Here is a 19,875-nt window from a genome sequence, read left to right as displayed (position 1 = left end):
TTGACACCGTCCCCTCTTCGCCGCGCTGGCGTCAGGGCTCTACGGCCCGCACTCGCAGAGGTACTCGCGAGTGATGAAGCCGGCCGAGCTCAGGAGCTCCCAGGCGTTGCCGCCGCGCGCCGCGTACGCGAACTCGAACCCGCCGAGCGGCTCGCCGCTCTTCCACAGCGCCGGGTCGACCGCGGCGACGCCGCCGCGCCAGACCCAGCTGGCGCGGACGTCGCACGCGCTGCCGGTCGTGTTGCACTCGGCGGCGAGGTAGATCTCGCGCGACGGGTTGGCGCCGGCGGCGGTGAGCACGGCCTCGAGGTCGCCGTCCTCGAGGGTGGCCAGGTGGGTGCGGCCGGGGAGGTCGTCGTCGCAGTCGGCCCGGGCCAGGGTGATCGACGTGGGCAGGGTGCGCACGACGTAGCGCGACGCGCCGACGGCGGCGGTGTAGTCGACGGGGCAGCTCGTGGCGGCGTCGATGCCGAGGGCGTCGATCGCGGCCGCGTCGATCGCGAGGGCGTCGATGGTCGGGCCGTCGGGGCCGCCGCCGTCGGCGACTGGCGCGTCGTTGGCGGGGCCGTCGTCGTCGCCGCCGTCGGTGGTGGCGCCCGACGGCTGGAACCCGCACGCCGTCGCAGCGACGAGCGCCCACGGGATCAGCCTGGACCGCATGGCCTCAGCCTAGACCAAGCGCGGGCCGAGCGGGGCGCGACGTGTCCGCCGGCGGACGCCTGCTAGGGTGGGCGCCATGAAGCTGCGAACCGTGATCGTCGTCGGGACCCTGGCGTTGTCGCTCGGTGCCTGCAAGAAGTCCGAGAAGCCCGCGCCGGCGCCGAGCGCGCCCGCCGACGCGGCCGAGAGCCCCGAGGCCGCCGCCAAGCGCGCGCAGGTCGAGAAGGTGGCCGCGGCCCGGACGCGGCTCGACGAGCGCGTCGCCAAGGAGGCCGCGCGCTGGACGCCCGAGCTCGAGGCCAAGGCCGCCGCGCTGCGCGCCACCGACCACGCCAGCACCGACGCGGCGCTCACCGCGATCCTCGCGAGCGACCATCGCCAGCCGGGCAACGCCGACCGCGACCAGTACCGGCACCCGCGCGAGACCCTGGCGTTCTTCGGGATCGAGCCGACCTCGCGCGTGGTCGAGCTCGGCGCCGGCGCCGGCTGGTACACCGAGATCCTGGCGCCGCTGGTGGGCAAGCGCGGCGCGCTGACCGTGGTCGGGCCCGACCCCGAGGGTCCAGCCGACGCGATGTCGTCGGTGTACGGCCAGCGCCTGGTCAAGACCCTGGCGAAGTCGCCGGGGCTGTTCGCGGGCGTGACCCGCGTCGCGATCGCGGCGCCGACGCGGATGGCGCTGGGCGACGCCGGCTCGGCCGACGTCGTGATCGCGTTCCGCGAGATGCACAACTGGGTCGACGACGGCAACCTGCCCGCATACCTGGCGGCGATCCACGCGGTGCTCAAGGACGGCGGCACGTTCGCGCTCATCGATCACCGGGCCGCGCCGGGCGCCAAGCTCGAGGACGTGGTCAAGCAGGGCTACCTGCCCGAGGCCTGGGTGATCGAGCAGGTCACCGCCGCGGGCTTCGACCTGGCCGCGCAGTCCGAGGTCAACGCCAACGCCAAGGACACCAAGGACTACAAGGAGGGCGTCTGGACCCTGCCGCCGGCCCTGACCCTGGGCGACGTCGACAAGGCGAAGTACCAGGCCATCGGCGAGAGCGACCGCATGACGCTCAAGTTCGTCAAGCGCGCCGCCGGTGCCGCGCCGGCCGCGACCAAGTAGCGCAGGCGCGGCGCCGGCGCCGAACCGGCCGCGACCCAGTCGCGCGAGCGCGCCGCCGGCGCCGCGCCGGCCGCGACCATGTAGCGCAGGCGCGCGCGCATGCGCGGCCGCGCCGGGTCTGGTAGCGTGCGCCGGCCATGGCCACTCGCTCCGGTCGTCTCGTCGTCGCGGTCGTGCTGGTGATCGGGGTCGGGCTCGGCGCGCTGGGATCCTGGTGGCTGGTGCGGTCGCGGCCGGTGCCGGGGCCGTTCATCGACGCGATCGCGCTGCCCGACGGCGGCGCGGTGGTCATCCGCCACGAGCAGGGCACGAGCCGCGACTTCGTCGAGGTCCACGGCCGCGACCACCTGCGCTGGCGCGCGCTGATCCCGCCGTACGCCGGCTCGATCGGGACGGTCGCCGTGGCCGCGACCAACAAGGTCGTGACCGTGCGGGTGCTGCGCGACGGTCACGCGCACGTCTTCGCCTTCGACATCGTCCACGGCTCGAAGATCGCGTCGTTCGACCTGACCGAGCTGGCGCCGGCTGACCCCCGCGGCTACACCGTGCCGGGCCTGGCGACGGTCAGCGCCGGGGCCTGGGCGGTCGAGATCGTGGCGCAGCCCGAGGGCGGCGTGCGCCTGTTCACGATGGAGCTCGACGAGCACCGGCTGGCGTGGAAGGTCGAGCTGCCGACGGTGCCGAGCGCGGTGTGGTTCGGCGACGGCGGCCAGGTGCGGGCCCGGCTCGGGGACGAGGTCGTCGCGTGGAACCTCACCGACGGCAAGCCCGAGGCGCCGGCCAGCCTCGACGCGCCAGCGACCGGCAGCCCGGCCGGCGGCTACGTCACCGCCGACGGCTTCGGCTGGAGCGGCGGCGGCAAGACCGACTTCGCGGTGCCGGCGGGCGCGGTGCCGCCCCAGGCCTACCACCTGGGCAGCGGCCGGGCCTGGGTGATCGAGCCCGAGCGGCTGTCGCTCGTCGACGGGCCGCTGGGCGTGACCCGCGTGATCCGCCGCTGACCGGCGCTGGGCGTGACCCGCGTGGTCCGCCGCTGATCGGCGCTGGCGGCGGCGTGATCCGCCGCTGACCGGCGCTGGCGCCCGCGTGATCCGCCGCTGACCGGCGCTGGCGGCGTGATCATCCGCTGACCAGCGCTGGCGGCGGCGCGGTGCCCCGCTGACCGGCGCTGGCTACTCGGGCCGCGCCAGGCTGCGCGCGAAGAAGCCCAGGCTGTCGTCGATGCGCTGGCCCCAGAACGAGAAGTCGTGACGGCCGGGGCCGAGGTACCAGTCGTGGGCGACGCCGCGCGCGGTCAGCACGTCGTGGAGCTGCTGGGCGCCGTCGTGGAGCGCGAACAGGTCCTCGGTGCCGCAGTCGAGGTACAGCGCCAGCGCGCCCGGGGCGAGCGCGCCTGCGAGCGCGACCGGATCGTGGGCCTGCCAGTTGGCCAGGTCGGGGCCGAAGATGCGGCGCATGAACCCGCCGAACGGCTCCATGTCCTTGCCCCAGGCGGCGACGTCGGTGAGCGTGACCACCTGGCCGGCCTGGTACGGGTGCGGGCCGACGTACAGCAGCGCGTCGACGCCCGAGTGCGAGGCCGCGGCCGCGAACAGGTCCTGGTGGCGCAGCGCCAGCTGGAGCGCGCCGAAGCCGCCCATCGACAGCCCGCCGATGCCGCGGCCGGCGCGGCGCGCGATCGTGCGGTAGGTCGCGTCGACGTGGGCGATCAGGTCGGCGACGACGTAGTCCTCGTAGGCCGCGCGCGCGACGCAGTAGCGCTCGGCGTCCTCGCGCGGCTGGAACGGGTTGCCGCGCGCCAGGCAGGCGGCGCGGTCGACCGGCGTCGCCCAGTTGGCGTAGAAGCTCGAGTCGCCGTCGGGCATGATCACGATCGCCGCGAGCCCGAGCGCGGCGGCGACGTCGTCGAGGTGGCCGCCGGCGATCCAGTCCTGCTCGCTGCCGCCGAGGCCGTGGAGCATGTAGATGACCGGGTACCGTCGGGCGTCGGCGTCGTAGCCGGCCGGCAGCCACGCGCGGTAACGCTTGTCGACGCCGAGCGCGGCGCTGGCGAAGCTGCCGTCGACGACCCGGCCGGGCGTGGCCGCGACCGGCGCGACCTCGTCGACGTGGACCCGCTCGCCGGTGCCGGTGCGCGCCCGGCCGCACGCGGCCAGCGCCACGACCACGGCCAGCCACCGCGCCCGCGCCGCCATCACCCGGTGCGGACCGAGAAGTCGCGGGACGTGACGACGACGCCGTCGACCAGGTCGATCAGGAACGAGCGGCCGGTGCCGACGCGGCCGTCGAACGCCAGCAGGTACCAGACGTCGAGGGTCCAGCGGGTGTGCTGGGTCTCGCACGGCGGCGTCCACGACACCGCCTCGAGCTCGCCCAGGTACGCGGGGCGGCTGACCGTCGAGGCCACCAGCCGCGCGTAGTCCGCGCTCTTGGCCGCCAGCGCCACCGCGGTCGAGGCGTCGGCGGCCGCGATCGTGCGGCGCCAGGCGGAGGTCAGGCGACAGCGGCCGATCGTGCCGCTGGGCGACAGCTCGATCTCGTAGGCCTCGTCGGCGGCGAGCGCGTCGAAGTCGGGCACGTCGAACTCGGGGTAGCGATCGCGCTCGGCGATGACCTCGATGCGGTCGTCGTAGGCCTCGAGGCCGGCCTCGAGGGTCTCCTCGGTGTAGTAGCCGAAGACCCGCAGCGCCAGCGTCTGCGACGGCAGCTTGTGATCCCAGTCGACGATCGTGATCGCGCCCGCGTACTCCTTGCGGAAGCACGGCAGCGGCGGCAGCGTCGCGGCCAGCTTGGCCGCCGACGACTCGTCCGCGAACAGGCTCTGGTACGCCACGCGCGGATGCACGCGGATCTCTTCCGCGACGAGGGCCCTGAGATCGGACGACACGATCGGTCACTCATACTACACGCCGGGCGCGCGTGCGGCGAACCGGGGCGGTTCGACCGTTACCTGGTGGGTAGGTGGCGGGGCGATCGCCTACGGCGCCTCAGGGCGGACCCACCGGAGCGGGCCGGTGGTCATCGACCAGCGGTCGCCGCCGGCGCCGATCAGCAGCCGGCCGTCGCGGGCGATCGCGCGGACCGTGGCGCGCTGCGGGTTGGTGAAGCCCCCGCGCGTGACCGGCACCATCGGCGCGGCGCCGACCAGCGCGCCGGTCGCGAGATCGACCACCAGCGGCTCGACGTAGAGCTGGTCGCCGGCGGTGAACACCGCCGGGTAGCGGACGATCTCGCCGAGCGTGCGCTCGCCGCCGGGCTCGAGCACGACCAGGTGCAGGCCGCGCTGGATGATCGTCCGGTCGCCGCGGTGCCCGAGGATGAACTGGAACTCGGTGACGGTGCGCGCGGCGCCGGTCGCCAGGTCGACGAGCTCGGTGCCGGCGTCGGCGCCGGACTCGAGCAGGAACCGGCCGTCGTCGCTGAACCAGTCGTGGGCGCGCGGGGCGATCGTGGCCCCGACCGCCCGCGGCGCGGCGCCGCCGTAGGCCATGAGCGGCGCCCGGCCCGACAGGTCGAGCTGCGCGTCGCAGGTGACGACCACCTGCCGCCGCGCGTGGTCGACGTTCACGACGTGGCCGCCGCACGCCGCCGGCACCAGCTCGGCGGGCGTCGCGCCGGTCCCGGGATCGAGGACGAGCGCGCCGCCGGCCACGCGCCGCAGCAGCTGACCGTCGAGCACGCCGATCAGGTCGGGGACCTCGCGCGGGCGCCCGCCGGGCACCGCCGGGAGCCAGCGCTCGACCGGCGGCGTGCCCCAGGCCGACGACGCGTCGCTGGCCGCGCCGGTCCAGCACACGCTCGGCGCGCCCGGGCCGTCGCTGGTGGTGTACGGCGCCTGGCCCGGCGGCGGCGCGTTCATCCACACGTGGACCCAGCGGCCGCCGGCGTCGAGCTCGACCTGCCACAGCGCGCCCGGGCCCGGGGCCAGCGCCACCTGGGTGCCGGCGGCGAGGTCGCGGACGACGAGCCGCAGCGTGCGCCCGCGGCCGGTCACGAACAGCAGCCGCGCGCCGGCGGCGTCGAACTGGATCGGGCCGTCGGTGGCGCCCAGGCGGGTCAGGTCGAGGTCGCGGCCGAGGCCGGGCTGCACCAGGATCGCGCGCCCGCGGCGCTCGACCACCAGGCGGCGGCCCGACGGATCGATCGCGCGCACGTCGTCGAGCCGGGTCCCGGCGCCGGCGCCGCGCACGAGGTACGCGGCCTGGCGGTCGCCGCCGGTCCCGCCCGGGAACGACCGCACCGCCACGACGCCGTCGCCGTCGGTGTCGACCCGGGCCTGGCACAGCGCCGCCCAGCTGCCGTCGGCGGCGGCGGCGATCACCGAGGTCGGCGCCGCGGTGCCGACGTCGTCGGCCCACGCCACCTGCGCGCACGCGATCAGCCCCAGCGCGGCCCACTTCATGCGGGCTCCGACACCGCGCGCGCGCGCTCGGTTCCCACGGTCCGCGCGGCCGTCCGCCGCGGGCTCGCTCGGTCAGGTCGCGACCGCGGCGCCGAGGCGCGCGATCAGGTCGGCCACGGCCGGCCCCGACAGCTTGAGCGCGGCCGGGTTGATCACCAGGCGGCTCGACACCTCGCAGACGGTGTCGATGATCGCCAGGCCGTTCTGGCGCAGGGTCTCGCCGGTCTGGGTGATGTCGACGATGCGATCGCACAGGCCGGTCAGCGGCCCTAGCTCGATCGCGCCCGACAGCTTGATGACCTCGGCGGTGAGGCCCTTGCGCTGCAGGTAGTCCTTGGTGATGCGCGGGTACTTGGTGGCGTAGCGGATGTGCATCGCGCCGCGCTCGCGCCGCGCGGCCTCGGGCTCGGCCACGATCATCGTGCAGCGCCCGACGCCGAGGTCGAGCGGCTCGTACAGATCGCGGCCCTCCTCGTCGAGCACGTCCGAGCCGGCCACGCCGAGATCGGCGGCGCCGTGGGTGACGTAGGTCGGCACGTCGGAGCTGCGCAGCACCAGCACCCGCAGCGGCCCGCAGTCGTGCATGAGCTTGCGGCTGTCGCTCAGCGCCGGGCTGAGGTCGTAGCCGGCGCGCGCGAAGATCGCGGCGACCTCCTCGAGGATGCGGCCCTTGGGCAGGGCCAGGCGCAGCGGCGTCACCCCTTCACCCGCTTGACCTTGGCGCCGACGCCGCGCAGCTTCTTCTCGATCGTCTCGTAGCCGCGATCGAGGTGGTAGACGCGGCGGACCTCGGTCTTGCCGCCGGCGACCAGGCCGGCCAGCACCAGCGACGCCGACGCGCGCAGGTCGGTGGCCATGACCGCCGCGCCCGACAGCTTGCTGCCGCCGCGGATGATCGCGGTGCGGCCGTCGACGTGGATGTCGGCGCCCATGCGGCTCAGCTCGGGCACGTGCATGTAGCGGTTCTCGAAGATCATCTCCCGGATGATGCTCTGGCCCTTGGCCTGGGTCGCCAGCACCATGAACTGCGCCTGCATGTCGGTCGGGAAGCCGGGGTGGGGCTGGGTCGTGATGTCGATCGGCAGGATGTCGCCGCCGCCGCGCACGCGCACGCCCCCGGCCTCGACGGTGACGGTCGAGCCGGCCGCCCGCAGCTTGGCGATGATCGCGTCCATGTGCTCGGCCCGCGCGCCCTGCAGGAGCACGTCGCCGCGGGTCAGCGCCGCGGCGATCGCGAACGTGCCGGCCTCGATCCGATCGGGGATGATCGTGTGCTCGATCGGCTGGAGCTCGTCGACGCCCTCGATCGTGATGATCGCGGTGCCGGCGCCGGTGACGTGGGCGCCCATCTTGTTGAGCACGAGGCCCAGGTCCTCGACCTCGGGCTCGCGCGCGGCGTTCTCGATGACCGTGCGGCCCTTGGCCAGGGCCGCGGCCATCATCAGGTTCTCGCACCCGGTGACCGTCGGCATGTCGAGCACGATCGTCGCGCCCTTGAGCCGCTTGGCCTCGACCTCGACGTAGCCGTGGTCGAGGTGGATCTTGGCGCCCATCGCCGCCAGGCCCTTGAGGTGCTGGTCGATCGGGCGCGTGCCGATCGCGCAGCCGCCCGGCTGCGACACGCGGGCCCGGCCGTACCGGGCCACGAGCGGGCCGAGCACGACGATCGACGCGCGCATGGTCTTGACCAGCTCGTACGGCGCCTCGAGCTTGGCCTTCTTGGCCGAGGGCGGCTCGATGACCATCGTGCGCTTGCCGTCGACGGTGCAGCCGAGCTGGCGCAAGAGCTTGGCCATCGTCGCCACGTCCTGGAGCTGCGGCACGTTCTTGAACGTGCTGGGCCCGTTCGGCAGGAGCGCCGACGCCAGGAGCGGCAGCGCGGCGTTCTTGGCGCCGCCGATCGCGATATCACCAACCAGGCGGCTGCCGCCTTCGACGACGATCTTGTCCATGGGTCACGACCTGGGTAGCACGATTTCCCAGCGACAACGCGCCGCGCGGCGCCGGCATTCGCGCGCCGATCAGGCGCGGTGATCGAGGTAGGTCAGGAGCGCGTCGGCCTCGCCCTGGTGGTTGAGGCGCTCGGCCGACTCGCGCTCGAGCGCGGCCGCGTCGGCCGCGCCGGTGATCGTCACGAACCGGGCCGCGGCCTCGCGATCGAACAGGCCGTGGGTGTCGGCGTCCTCGAGCGCGGTCATCAGCGCCTCGTGGACCGTGGCCCGGAACGCGGCCGGGGTGTCGGCGTGGGCGTGGGCCTGGGTCCGCATCAGCGTCGACACGCCGTCGAACTCGGCCACGGCGACGTCGTCGGCCCAGGCCCCGACCGACCAGCGCGCGGCGTCGGCCTCGGCGCGCTGGCGCGGCCCGAACCGGGCCACGCGCTCGGCCCGATCGGCGGCGGTCGACGCGGCCGGCTCGGCGGTCCAGCACGCGGCGTCGGTGACCAGCGCGACCGCGTCGAGCGGGCCCGGGTGGGCGGCGCGGAACCGCGGCAGCCACGCCCGCAGCGCCGCGCTGGCGGCGTCGACCAGCTCGTCGTGCAGCTCGGGCAGCGGCTTGACGACCACGTCGATCACGACCGCCTCGCGCCCGACCGCGACCGCGCGGACCTCGTCGCCGAGCCGGCACACCGTCGAGCCGTCCTTGCGCGTCAGCCGGGCGCCGTCCTGGACCACGGTCAGCCAGCCGCCGCCCTCGAGCTTGCCCTGCTCGATCAGCGGCACGCGCACGTCGAGCGGCGGCGCGTCGAGGACGACGTGGATGCGGCCCGGGGCCAGGCCGACGATCGTGCCGGTGTAGCGGCGGCGCTCGCCGTAGGGCGCGGCCAGGTCGGGGCCGAGCACCGCCGCGATGACCCGACCGTCGAGCTCGCGGTTGAGCTGGCGCTGGACGTCCTTCGAGCGGTTGCCGGCCTCGATCACCTGCGCGCGGATGGCCTCGTCCTCGGCCCGCGACCGCGGCGACGCGCCGACCATGCGATCGACGGCCTGGGCGTGGCACTGGATGCCGACCATCTCGCGCATCGGCGCGGTGAAGCGCGAGTAGATCTGCTCGCCGACGCCGAAGTGGGCGCGCGGCTCGTCGGCGAACACCGAGCGACCGTTGAGCAACATGGCCTGGCGGTGCAGCGCCCGCGCCAGGCGCCCGCCGGGGCCGGCGGTCGGGAGGTGCTGCAGGTAGCCGGCCAGGCCCTGATCGGCGGCGCGGCGGTACAGCCATGGATCGTCGGGCAGCCCGCGCCCGCGCGCGACCTGCGCCACCAGCCGCTCGAAGCCCGCGACCTTGTCGGGGTCGGGCGGCTCGTGGACGCGGAAGATCGGCTGCACCAGCTCGGGCGGGCCGCCCTGCAGGTAGCGGCCGCCGAGCGCGTTGCACAGGATGCTGATCTGCTCGTTGGCCAGCTCGATCGCGGTGCGGGGCGTGGCGTCGACGACGATCGTGCCGTCGGGCTCGAGCCGGACCGTGGTCTCGGGCCGGCGGTAGCGCACCATCGCGGCCCGGTCCTCGTGCTTGCACCGCAGCTCGCCGAGCGCGGCGATCGCCATCAGGCTCGGGCCGATCGCGCGCGGCCCCGGCAGCTTGGCCCGGCCGGTGACGTAGTCCTCGACGCCCTCGAACGTCAGCTTGGCGCGGCTGCGCACGCGCGCGCGCTCGAGCTCGAACTTGGTCACGGTGCCGCGGCCGTCGAGCCGCACGTCGAAGATCAGCGCGCGGCGCTCGCCGTCGGGCCCGAGCGAGACCAGGCCCTCGGACAGCGCCCGCGGCAGCATCGGCACCGACAGGCCCGGCAGGTAGAAGCTGGCGCCGCGGCGCAGGGCCTCGGCGTGGAGCGCGGTGCCGGGCCGCACGTAGTACGAGGCGTCGGCGATGGCGTAGCGCAGGTGGAAGCCGCCGCCGGTGGCGGCGACGTGGATCGCCTGATCGAGATCGCGCGTGCCGGGGCCGTCGATCGTGACGAACGGCAGGTCGGTGCGATCGACCAGCGCGGGATCGTCGAGCCCGGGGTCGCGCAGGTACGCGGCGACCTCGGCCTCGACGGCGGGCGGAAACTCGACGGTCAGGCCAGCCGCGTCGACCAGCTCCTGGAAGGACATCGCGCGCAGCCTACCGCGGATCGGGGGCGAGGCCCGCCTCCGGTCCGCCGACGTCGGCCGTCAGGGCGTGGGGCCCCCCGCGCCGCAGGCGAGCGAGCTGACGGCGCCGAGGGCGAGCGCGGACGGTCATGGCGAGCACGACCCTACAACGCCCGCGCGCCCCCGCGCATTCGTCGCTCGCGGCTGGTCGTCGTGCGCCGGCGCTGGTCGTCGCGCGTCGTCCCTGGCCGTCGTGCGCGGGGGCGTCGGCGCGGGTCGTCGCGGGTCGTCGTGCGCGGGGGCGTCGGCGCGGGTCGTCGCGGGTCGTCGTGCGCGGGGGCGTCGTCGCGGGTCGTCGCTGGTCGTCGTGCGCGGCGCCCGTCGGCGCGCGCGCCGGCGCGCTACCTGGCCGGCAAGAGCGTGCCCGACACGTAGCGCTTGCTCGACAGGAACCGCTGGGCGCTGGCCTTGACGTTGTCGTTGGTGACGCGGGCGCTGGCCTCGGCGCCGGTCAGCTCCTCGTGCGGGTCGTCGCCGAACTGCGCGGCCTGGGACAGCAGGCCCAGCCAGTAGTCGTTCTCCTTGACCGCGAGCTCGTGGGCGCGGCGGCGGGTCTCCTTGACCTTGTCGAGGTAGCTGACGTCGACGCCGTCCTGCTGGATGCGCGCGATCTCGGCGAGCGCCGCGGCGCGCAGCGCCTCGACGTTCTCGGGCGCGCACCCGAACCGGATGAAGAACTGGCGCCGCTGCGTGGGCGCGCGCGTGACCCAGCCCCAGACGCCGACGCCGTAGACCCCGCCCATGTCCTCGCGCAGGATCTCGCGCAGGCGCATCTCGAGCACCGCGCCCAGGATCTCGACGTCGCGCTCGGCGTCGTGCGACCACGCGAGGTCGTCGTGGAAGACCAGCTGGACGTACGCCTTGGGCTCGGTGCCGCGCTTGACCACCTTCTTGACCACGGCCCGCGGCGGCTTGACGCCGATGTCCTTGCGCGGCTCGACCCGGCCGGTGCCCGGCAGGCTGGCCAGGTAGGTCTCGACCAGCGGCCGCAGCGTCTTCAGGTCGACGTTGCCGACGAACGTGAACGTGAAGTCGCCGGCGTCGCCGAAGCGCTCGCGGTAGACCGCGAGCGCGGTGTCGAGATCGACCGCCCGGACCGCGGCGGCGGTGACCGGCGCGCGGCGCTTGTGGCCGCCCGACATCGCCAGCGTCATGGCGTCGTTCATGACGATCTCGGGCGTGGCGTCGCGGCGCTCGAGCAGCTCGATCCGGCCGCGCTGCCAGGCCGCGAACGCGTCGGGGTCCTTGCGCGGCGCGGTCATGCGCAGGTGCACGAGCTGCAGCAGCGTCGGCAGATCGGCGGTGGCGGCGTCGCCGCGCAGGCCCTCGGCGACCTCGCCCAGCCACGGCCACAGCGACACGCTCTTGTCGCTGAGCACGCGGTCGAGTTGATCGCCGGTGAGCGCGCCGACGCCGCCGGCGGTGACCGCCTCGACCGCGAACCGCGCGCTCGCGAACCGCTTGTCGGCGACCAGCGCGGTGCCGCCGGGGCTGTCGGCGGTGAGGTGGACGCGCTGGTTCTCGAACGTCGTCGGCAAGACGATCACCTTCGCGCCGTTGCTGAGCGTCCACCGGGTCACGCCCAGGTCGTCGGCCGGCTGCTCGCTGACGATCGTGCCCGGCGTCGGGGCCTGGGCCAGGAGCGACGTCGGCACCGCGTCCTCGACCCACGGCTCGATCGTCCGGCCGTCGACCGCCGCGACGATCGCCTCGACCTCGGCCCGGGTCGGGACGCCCTTGGCCTTGGCGGGCGCGGTGATCGTGATCGCGCGGGTGGCGCTGGCCAGCCACGCGTCGGCCAGGTGGTTGATCTCGTCGAGCGTGACCTCGGGCGTGTAGCGCCGGGCCAGCGCGTCCTCGGCGACCCGGCCGATCACCAGCTCGCCCTGGAAGAAGTGGCGGGTCAGCTCGTCGGTGTAGCTCCGCGCGTCCTGCTGGTCCCACTCGGCGGCGCTGTCGGCGGTCCCCTTCAGATAGCCGCGCTTGGCCCGCTCGAGCTCGGCGGCGGTGAAGCCGTGGCGCTGGACCCGCGCGACCTCGGTCAGCAGCGCCTCGAGCGTGTCGGCGATGCGCCCGTCCTTGGCGATCGCGCGCCGGCCGAACTCCTCGAACTCGCGGGTGGCGTCGCCGGTCGACGAGAACGCCACGACGAACGGCGCGTCGGGCTTGCGCGCCAAGGTCGCCAGGCGCTGGCCGAGCATGCGGTTGTAGAGCGCGTCCTGCACGAACATGCGGTAGTCGATCGCGTGGCTCTCGCGCCGGTGCGGGAACATGTCCTGGATCCCGACCCAGGTCTGGCGCAGCTCGGGATCGGTGTCGATCGCGATCTTGGCGCCGGACCGATCGAGCGCGCCGCCGCCGACGCGCGGTCGGGGCGTGGCCGGGTTGACCAGATCGCCGAAGCGCGCGCGGATCGCGGCCTCGGCCGCGGCCGGGTCGACGTCGCCGACGACGATCACCGCCATCAGGTCGGGGCGGTACCAGTCGCGGTAGAACCGGACGAGCGCCTCGCGCGGCCCGCTCTTGATGATCTCGGGCTTGCCGATCGGCAGGCGGATCGCGTAGCGGGTGCCGCCGAACAGGATCGGCGCCTGCTTGGTGAAGACCCGCTCGTCGGCGCCGCGGCCCAGGCGCCACTCCTCCAGCACGACGCCGCGCTCCTTGTCGACCTCGACCGGATCGAAGCTGATGTCGCCGGCCCACTCGCGCAGGATGTCGAGGCCGGTGCCGACGAACGCGGGATCGTCGGTCGGGACCTGGAGCTGGTAGACGGTCTCGTCGAACGACGTGTACGCGTTGACGTCGGGCCCGAACTCCATGCCGATCTGCTCGAGGTAGTCGACGATCGCCTGCTTCGGGAACTTGCCGGTGCCGTTGAAGGCCATGTGCTCGACGAAGTGGGCCAGGCCCTGCTGGTCGTCGTCCTCCTGCAGCGCGCCGGCGTTGACCGCCAGCCACAGCGCCGCGCGGCCCTCGGGCTGCTTGTGCGGCAGCACGTAGTAGGTCAGGCCGTTGGGCAGCGTGCCGCGCTTGACCGCGGACCACAGCGGCAGCGGGCCGTCGACCGCGGGCGGCGCGTCGACGTCCGGCGGCGGCTGCGCGGCGGTGATCGGCGGCGGGGTCGGGGGCGTCGGACGCGCGGCGTGCGAGCTACACGCCGCCAGGACCAGGGCAAACCACCAGGGAGCACGACGGATCATCGGAGGCCTTTCCGCAGAGGGCGAACCTCCGGACCCTAATCCAAGACCGCGGTTGCGGGGTGGTGAGCGTGATCGGCGCGATCTGTCGTACCATCGGGGTGATGGAGCTCGCGCGCGTCCTGGGCGTGGTGGTGACGCTGGCGAGCGCCGCGTGCCTGGGGCCCGATCAGCACCACTGCGCCAGCGGCGCCGACTGCGCCGGCGGCACCTGCGAGGCCAACGGCTTCTGCAGCTTCCCGGGCGCGCGCTGCCAGGAGTGGGGCGCCGGCGCCGGCAGCCTGGCTGGCACCTGCGTCGTCGACGCGGGCGAGGTCGACGGCGCGACGCCGCTCGACGGGGCGGTCCTCGACGGCGCGCAGCTCGACGCGCGCGCGATCGACGCGGCGCCCCTCGACAGCGACGGCGACGGCGTGGTCGACGACGTCGACAACTGCCCGATCGTCGCCAACCCCGACCAGCACGACGAGGACGACGATCGCGTCGGCGATCTGTGCGATCGGTGCCCGCACGTGGCCGACACCCTGCAGGCCAACAGCGACGGCGACGGTCTCGGCGACGCCTGCGATCCGCGGCCGCTCGATCCGCGCAACCAGCTCCTGCTGTTCGAGCCGTGGACCGGCGCGCCGATGGGCGTGCCCGGGTGGACGTCGGCGGCCGGGACGTGGACCGTCAGCGGCGACGCGCTGCGGGTGCCGGCCACGGCCTCCGTCGCGCAACTCGGCCGGCCCCTGACGGCGCCGATGGGCACCGACGCGATCGTCGTCGAGGCCGGCTACACCTTCACCCAGGTCGTGCCGTTGTCGTACCTCGCGGTGATGACGCCGGTCGACTTCGCCGCCGGCACCGGCAGCGGCTGCGCGATCCGCCAGAGCGCGTTGATGGTCAGCCCCGCGTCCCTGGCGAGCCTGGCCTTGTCCGGCCCGACCCAGGTCGGCACGACGGTGCTGGCGTCGTTCGCCGCGATGCTCACCGCGCCGGCGTCAGGCCTCGTGCGGATCGAGCGGCGCAACGCGACCTCGACCTGCGTCGGCCGGCTCGGCGCCGACGAGGTCACCGCGTCGTTCACGACCATGGGCACGGTCGATCAGATCGGGCTCATGGCCCGCGGGGTCGAGGCGCAGATCCCGTACCTGATCGTCTACACCGACTGACGGACCAGCGCGGCGGCGACCCGCGCGGCGTCGGCGTCGAGGGCGGCGCGCGCGACCGGCGGCAGCAGCCGGCGCGGGCCCAGGGTCAGCGCGCGCCACAGATCGCCGCGCACCCGCGGCACGACGTGGACGTGCAGGTGGCCCACGGTCTGTCCGGCGACCGGACCGTCGTTGACCAGCAGGTTGACGTCGTCGCACGGCAGGCCCGAGGCCCGCACCGCCGCGGTCACCCGCGCGGCCAGGGCGAACACCGCGGCGACCGCGTCGGCCGGCACGTCGCCGAGGCGCTGGCCGTGGACCGTCGGCGCGCACAGGACGTGGCCGCGGCGCCACGGCCGGTTGTCCATGAACGCCAGCGCGGCGTCGGTGCGCGCGACCACGCTGGCCGGCTCGGCGCCGCGGACGATCGCGCAGAACACGCACGGCGGCGGCACCGCGCGATGGTAGCGCAGCCGCGCCGTGGTCAGCGCGCGCCGACCAGCATCGGATCGCCGCGCCGGCCGCGGCCGTGATCGCGCGCGCCGTCGAAGCGGCGGACCACGCCGACGACGAGCTGGCGCTGATCGAAGCCGCCGTCGAGGATCGGCAGCATCGTCGCGGCCATGCCGGCGTCGCCGCGGTCGACGATCGAGCCCTCGAGGTAGATGTCCCAGGTCGGCGCGACCGCGTAGACCGAGCCGACGCTGACGTCGAGGCGGGTGTTGGGATCGAGGTCGGCCGAGGCCGCGACCGGCACCGCGATGCTGGCGCCGAGCCACGTGCCCCACCAGCCGTTGGGCGTGTGGAACATGATCTGGCCGCCGGCGGTCAGCTCGGTCAGCCACTGATCGGGCGTGGCGTCCATCCGCAGCGCGGTGGCGCTGGCGCCGCCCGCGACCTGGAACGACAGCGTCTGGTCGGGGTGCGACCGGTACACGACCGCGGTGCCGCCCGTGCCCCACTGGCCGTCGTCGCCCAGCGTCGGGCCGCCGCTCGCGGTCGCCGACAGCGCCCACGCCCGCGACACCGCGACCTTGAGGCCGGCGGTGATGCCCTGCAGCGGCGCGCTGTCGGCGTAGGCCGGCTGCTTGGCGAGCGCGTCGATCGAGCCGAACAGCTCGACCCGGCGCGCCGCGGTGTAGCGCACGCGCGCGCGCACCAGCCCGACGTCGGTCAGCTTGAGCGCGCGGCCGTCGGCCAGGCCCAGATCGCTGGTGATGAAGCGCAGCTCGCCGCCGACGTCCCAGCCGGGCGGGCCGACCAGCCAATCGCGGGTCGAGGCGCGCATGTCGCCGCCATCGCCGATCGTCATCCCCGAAGCTTCGAAGGTGCGATCCGGCGGCTGCGCGGCGGCGGTCATCGGGACGGCGAGGGCGAGCGAGGCGAGGGCGGCGGCGACGCGGGACATGCGCCTTGCACGCGCGATCGCGCCAAAGGATCTGCCCGGGCGAGGTGTCCCGCGGCTGGCGCGGCGCGGCGGGCGCGGTGCTGCGCGTGTTCAGCCGCCGGGCGGCGGGCGGAGTGGGGGCGCGCGGTGCTGGGCGTGCTCAGCCGCCCAGGCGGTCGGCGCGGCTGGGCGGGGTGGCGCGCGGTGCTGGGCGTGTTCAGCCGCCCAGGCGCTCGGCGCGGCGGGAGAGGTGCTCGGCCGTCCACCCCTCGGCGTATCCCGGCCAGGCGGCTACTCGATCCGCCGGCTGCCCGAGGCGCGGACCCCAGCACCGGCGACTCGATCAGCCGCCTCCATGCCAAGTGATCTCTTATGGTTAGGCAGGTTCAGTGGTGGCACCACCCTTGCTCCATCTACCTGACATGAAGCGCATCTCGCCCCTGGCTCTGCTGTGTGCCGCCCCGCTCGTCGCCGGCCCCCTGGCCGCGTGCGCCACCGAGGACGACCCCTTCGCCGGTGAGATCGTGAAGGACGCGGACGGCAAGGCCGACACCAGCGCCGCCGCCGTGTTCATGGACATGGAGTTCGACGGTCAGCTCGTGACCGACTCGTCGTGGAACTCGGAGCAGACGATCAAGGACCAGCTCCTCTATACGATCGGCCAGCTCAACGGGAAGAACTCGGTCGGGCGCCTCGACAAGGTCCAGCTGACCGACATCGTCAAGTCCAGCGAGAACGGCCTGACCAAGATCACCTACCACGCCAAGATGCCGGTCTCGTGGGGCAGCAAGACCAACCTGCCGTCGTCGGTGAAGCTGACCTTCCCGGCCGACATGAGCTACTCGAAGATCGAGGCGTTCGCGACCAGCTACGGCCACGCCTGCGTCGACTTCGGCGCCCACGAGGTCGACTCGGGATCGATGTGGTACTACTTCCGGCCCGAGCGCTCGGGCTGCACGTTCACCGCGGCCGACGTCTACAAGGTCACCGCGTCGCTGACCGTCTCGCCGATCAACACGACCGGCAAGTTCCCCGAGTACGACAAGGTCTGGGAGGACGGCGCGCTCAAGATGGTCGCCATCTTCGGCAAGTACGAGGACGGCGCGACCACCTCGAGCGACGCCGGCGTCGCCGGCTGGAACCAGTTCATCGCCGCCGTGAAGCGCGACCTCGGCGCCTACGCCGTCACGACCGTGCCGGCGACCCTGCCGAGCAACCCCGGCACCTCGGTGACCGACGTCGAGTTCCGCGCGACCCTGCCCGACGGCAAGACCATCCAGATCAACGCGCTCTTGACCGACAACGTGCGCACCGCGCTCAACCAGTCGGCGTTCCGCACCAAGTACGAGGGCCTGTCGACCCGCGCCGACTTCATCGTCTACAACGGCCACGCTGGCCTCGGCGCCAACGTCCGCGCGCTGGCCCGCGCCGGCCGCTGGGTCGCCGGTCAGTACGTGATCATGTTCGAGAACGGCTGCGACACCTACGCCTACGTCGACGGCTCGATCATCGACGCGCACCGCCTGGTCAACAGCGACGACCCCGTCGGCACCAAGTACGTCGACGTCATCAACAACGGCATGCCGGCGTTCTTCTCGTCGATGCCGGGCGCGACGATGGCGATGTTCAAGGGCCTGCTGTCGTACAGCGACCCCAAGACCTACGAGCAGATCTTCGCCAACGTCGACCGCTCGCAGGTCGTGCTGGTGACCGGCGAGGCCGACAACACCTTCACCCCGGGCGGCGGCGGTCAGCCCGAGGGCTGGGCCGGCCTGAGCGGCAGCGGCGTGGTCAAGAAGTCCGAGATCAAGCGCTTCCCGACCCCGACCCTCGCCGCCGGCACCTACACCTTCTCGATCACCGGCACCAACGACGCCGACCTCTACGTCCGCATCGGCAGCGAGCCGACCCCGACCAAGTACGACTGCCGCCCCTACAAGAACGGCTCGAACGAGTCGTGCGAGGTCACGCTGGCGCAGCCCGCCAAGATCTTCGTCCAGGTCCGCGGCTACGCCACCTCCTCGAACTACGAGCTGGTCGGCAGCAAGAACTGATCGCCTCCGCTTCGCCTCGACTGAGCGCCGGCCCCTCCGCGGGGCCGGTGGCATTTTCGGTAGCTACCGTCGCGCCCCCGCGCTCCGTGCCGGTGCCGCTTGGGGCAGCGCCGCCGCGGCGCTACTTGCCGGTGCCGCCGCCGATCGCCGCCAGCGCGCCGCCGACGATGGCGACGTAGAGCCCGCTGCCGACGCTGGCGGCGCCAGCCAGCGGCGAATCGGCGAGGCCGTCGACCCGCTCCTTGATCTCCTGGAAGTCGATGCCGGCGATGACGAGGATCGCGAGGCCGACCAGGAACGCGAAGAAGCGGCGGCCGCCGCCGAGCGGCGCGCGCAGCGACAGGACGACGGCGACGCCGGCGAGGACGAGGATGATGGCCGGGTCGCCGCCGTCGCCGAGCTCCATGCCGCTGCGGCTCAGCGCGCCGAGGGAGATCCACGGCAGGAACACGCTGACCGCGGCGAGGATGCCGCCGACCAGCAGCATCGGCGCGACGGCGGTCGTCGGGCTGCGCGCGGGCGCCACCGGCGGCATCGCCGACGACGGGTGCGGCCACGCCGGGGCCTCGGCGCGCACGCGGCACGGCACGCACACCAGCAGGCCGTCGGGCCGGCGCTGGTGCACCGTCACGCGCTGGCACGCGCCGCACGGCAGGTCGAGGACGTTCGGCGGCGGCGGTGCGGCCGCGGCCTGATCGATCGCTGGAGCGCTCATGGCCGTCACGCTAGGGACCTCGCCCGCCGCTGTCCACGCGATCGCCTCCCCCCGGATCGGCGACCGCCTCCCAGGCTGCGGCGGTGTCGGCGCAGGTCGCGGGAGTCATTGGGCGAGCGAGATCGTCTCGGGGCGACCCATCCGCACGTCGGAGACGGCGACGACCAGCGGAGGGCGCGACCGCCGCCGCGGTCAGGGTCGGATCAGGTAGACGACCGAGTGCGAGCGCGAGTCGGCGGTGTTCCGGACCCACTGCACGTCGACCTCGCAGCCGAGCGCCTCGACCTTGCGGGCGTAGCGCGGGCTGTGGCCGTTGGCCCAGACCGCGAGGATCCCGTCGGGCGCCAGGGCGGTCAGGCACACCCGGGTGCCGGCGTCGCTGTAGAGGCGCTGGTTCTTGGCCTGGGACAGGGCCTTGGGGCCGTTGTCGACGTCGAGCAGGATCGCGTCGAACGCGCCCGGCGATCGCTTGAGCGTGTCGTAGACGTCGCCGATCACGACCTCGACCCGCGGATCCTCGAGCGGGAAGTCGTTGAGGACCCCGACGTGCGTGCGGTTCCACTCGACCAGCTCGGGCACCAGCTCGGCGACCGTGACCGCGGCGTCGTCGCCGACGAGGTCGAGCACGGCGCGCAGCGTGTAGCCCAGGCCGAGGCCGCCGATCAGCACCGAGCGGGGCTCCTCGATCTGCGCCAGCGACAGCTCGGCCAGGGCGACCTCGGACGCGTACATCCGGTTGGTCATCAGGATCCGCTGCTCGACCCGGACCACCCAGTCGTCGCCGTCGCGCGCGAGCACGAACTCGTCACCGCCGACCCACGCGCGCTCCACCGGGGTCCAGCTCAGCATCGCGTTGGGTTCTTGTGACAACGCCGACGCCATACCACGGACCGCGGGCGGCGCGGTCTACGAACGGACGGTCACCGGCGGCTGGCCGACACCGGCGGCAGCCGCGGCCTCCGAACGGACAGTCACCGGCGACGGCGGCCGACACCGGCGGCGGCGGCGGCCTCCGAACGGCACCGGCGGCGGCCGACACCGGCGGCAGCCGCGGCCTCCGAACGGACAGTCACCGGCGACGGC

General features: G+C 74.2%; 16 protein-coding genes. 4 read left to right on the top strand and 12 right to left on the bottom strand.

The window, feature by feature from the left end; all coding sequences use genetic code 11:
* Nucleotides 1-39: 39 nt before the first annotated feature.
* Entirely contained in the window at nt 40-660 is a 621-nt protein-coding gene (locus tag IPL61_25575) for a hypothetical protein (GenBank protein ID MBK9034598.1), read from the bottom strand.
* 76 nt (nt 661-736) lie between these two features.
* Here IPL61_25575 and IPL61_25570 point away from each other — a divergent pair, with 76 nt between their 5' ends.
* Together IPL61_25570 and IPL61_25565 are read left to right on the top strand one after the other, a co-directional pair.
* Nucleotides 737-1,771 carry a class I SAM-dependent methyltransferase gene (locus IPL61_25570; GenBank protein MBK9034597.1) on the top strand — a complete coding sequence of 345 codons (1,035 nt, stop codon included), beginning with the start codon at nt 737-739 and terminating at the stop codon, nt 1,769-1,771.
* A 137-nt stretch (nt 1,772-1,908) separates the two neighbouring features.
* Nucleotides 1,909-2,772, top strand: a complete 864-nt coding sequence (locus tag IPL61_25565; GenBank protein MBK9034596.1) for a hypothetical protein — start codon at nt 1,909-1,911, stop codon at nt 2,770-2,772.
* 171 nt (nt 2,773-2,943) lie between these two features.
* Here IPL61_25565 and IPL61_25560 read toward each other — a convergent pair whose 3' ends face one another.
* From IPL61_25560 to IPL61_25530, 7 genes are all read right to left on the bottom strand, one after another.
* A complete protein-coding gene (locus IPL61_25560; protein ID MBK9034595.1) occupies nt 2,944-3,966 on the bottom strand; it encodes a hypothetical protein in 1,023 nt (340 codons plus the stop codon).
* The gene (locus tag IPL61_25555) at nt 3,966-4,616 is read right to left on the bottom strand and encodes a hypothetical protein (GenBank protein MBK9034594.1); all 651 of its coding nucleotides are present in this window, start codon (nt 4,614-4,616) and stop codon (nt 3,966-3,968) included. The genes IPL61_25560 and IPL61_25555 overlap by 1 nt, the downstream gene beginning before the upstream one ends.
* Nucleotides 4,617-4,748: 132 nt before the next feature.
* Nucleotides 4,749-6,173 carry a hypothetical protein gene (locus IPL61_25550; GenBank protein MBK9034593.1) on the bottom strand — a complete coding sequence of 475 codons (1,425 nt, stop codon included), beginning with the start codon at nt 6,171-6,173 and terminating at the stop codon, nt 4,749-4,751.
* A gap of 72 nt (nt 6,174-6,245) precedes the next feature.
* The gene (locus tag IPL61_25545) at nt 6,246-6,872 is read right to left on the bottom strand and encodes an ATP phosphoribosyltransferase (GenBank protein ID MBK9034592.1); all 627 of its coding nucleotides are present in this window, start codon (nt 6,870-6,872) and stop codon (nt 6,246-6,248) included.
* A complete protein-coding gene (gene murA / locus IPL61_25540) occupies nt 6,869-8,125 on the bottom strand; it encodes a UDP-N-acetylglucosamine 1-carboxyvinyltransferase (GenBank protein MBK9034591.1) in 1,257 nt (418 codons plus the stop codon). The genes IPL61_25545 and murA overlap by 4 nt, the downstream gene beginning before the upstream one ends.
* 69 nt (nt 8,126-8,194) lie before the next feature.
* Nucleotides 8,195-10,267, bottom strand: a complete 2,073-nt coding sequence (locus tag IPL61_25535; GenBank protein ID MBK9034590.1) for an RNB domain-containing ribonuclease — start codon at nt 10,265-10,267, stop codon at nt 8,195-8,197.
* A 380-nt stretch (nt 10,268-10,647) separates the two neighbouring features.
* The gene (locus tag IPL61_25530) at nt 10,648-13,506 is read right to left on the bottom strand and encodes an insulinase family protein (GenBank protein MBK9034589.1); all 2,859 of its coding nucleotides are present in this window, start codon (nt 13,504-13,506) and stop codon (nt 10,648-10,650) included.
* 101 nt (nt 13,507-13,607) lie between these two features.
* On the opposite strand from IPL61_25530, the gene IPL61_25525 reads away from it, so the two are divergent.
* Nucleotides 13,608-14,657 carry a thrombospondin type 3 repeat-containing protein gene (locus IPL61_25525; protein ID MBK9034588.1) on the top strand — a complete coding sequence of 350 codons (1,050 nt, stop codon included), beginning with the start codon at nt 13,608-13,610 and terminating at the stop codon, nt 14,655-14,657.
* Here IPL61_25525 and IPL61_25520 read toward each other — a convergent pair.
* Nucleotides 14,645-15,091 (bottom strand): HIT domain-containing protein, encoded by a 447-nt coding sequence (locus IPL61_25520; protein ID MBK9034587.1) that lies wholly within the window; start codon nt 15,089-15,091, stop codon nt 14,645-14,647. The two genes, IPL61_25525 and IPL61_25520, sit on opposite strands and share 13 nt — an antisense overlap.
* A 29-nt stretch (nt 15,092-15,120) precedes the next feature.
* Nucleotides 15,121-15,948, bottom strand: a complete 828-nt coding sequence (locus tag IPL61_25515; GenBank protein ID MBK9034586.1) for a hypothetical protein — start codon at nt 15,946-15,948, stop codon at nt 15,121-15,123.
* Nucleotides 15,949-16,595: 647 nt separating this feature from the next.
* On the opposite strand from IPL61_25515, the gene IPL61_25510 reads away from it, so the two are divergent.
* A complete protein-coding gene (locus tag IPL61_25510) occupies nt 16,596-18,077 on the top strand; it encodes a PPC domain-containing protein (GenBank protein ID MBK9034585.1) in 1,482 nt (493 codons plus the stop codon).
* 121 nt (nt 18,078-18,198) lie between these two features.
* Here IPL61_25510 and IPL61_25505 read toward each other — a convergent pair whose 3' ends face one another.
* Together IPL61_25505 and IPL61_25500 are read right to left on the bottom strand one after the other, a co-directional pair.
* Nucleotides 18,199-18,792 carry a hypothetical protein gene (locus IPL61_25505; protein ID MBK9034584.1) on the bottom strand — a complete coding sequence of 198 codons (594 nt, stop codon included), beginning with the start codon at nt 18,790-18,792 and terminating at the stop codon, nt 18,199-18,201.
* Nucleotides 18,793-18,984: 192 nt separating this feature from the next.
* Nucleotides 18,985-19,662: a hypothetical protein gene (locus tag IPL61_25500; GenBank protein ID MBK9034583.1), complete on the bottom strand. Its 678-nt coding sequence runs from the start codon at nt 19,660-19,662 to the stop codon at nt 18,985-18,987.
* Nucleotides 19,663-19,875: the final 213 nt, after the last annotated feature.

Source organism: Myxococcales bacterium, assembly GCA_016717005.1.
Classification (GTDB): domain Bacteria; phylum Myxococcota_A; class Polyangia; order Haliangiales; family Haliangiaceae; genus UBA2376.
The sequence above is the reverse complement of the archived record's forward strand: the minus strand, read 5'-3'. Positions and strand labels throughout refer to the sequence as shown.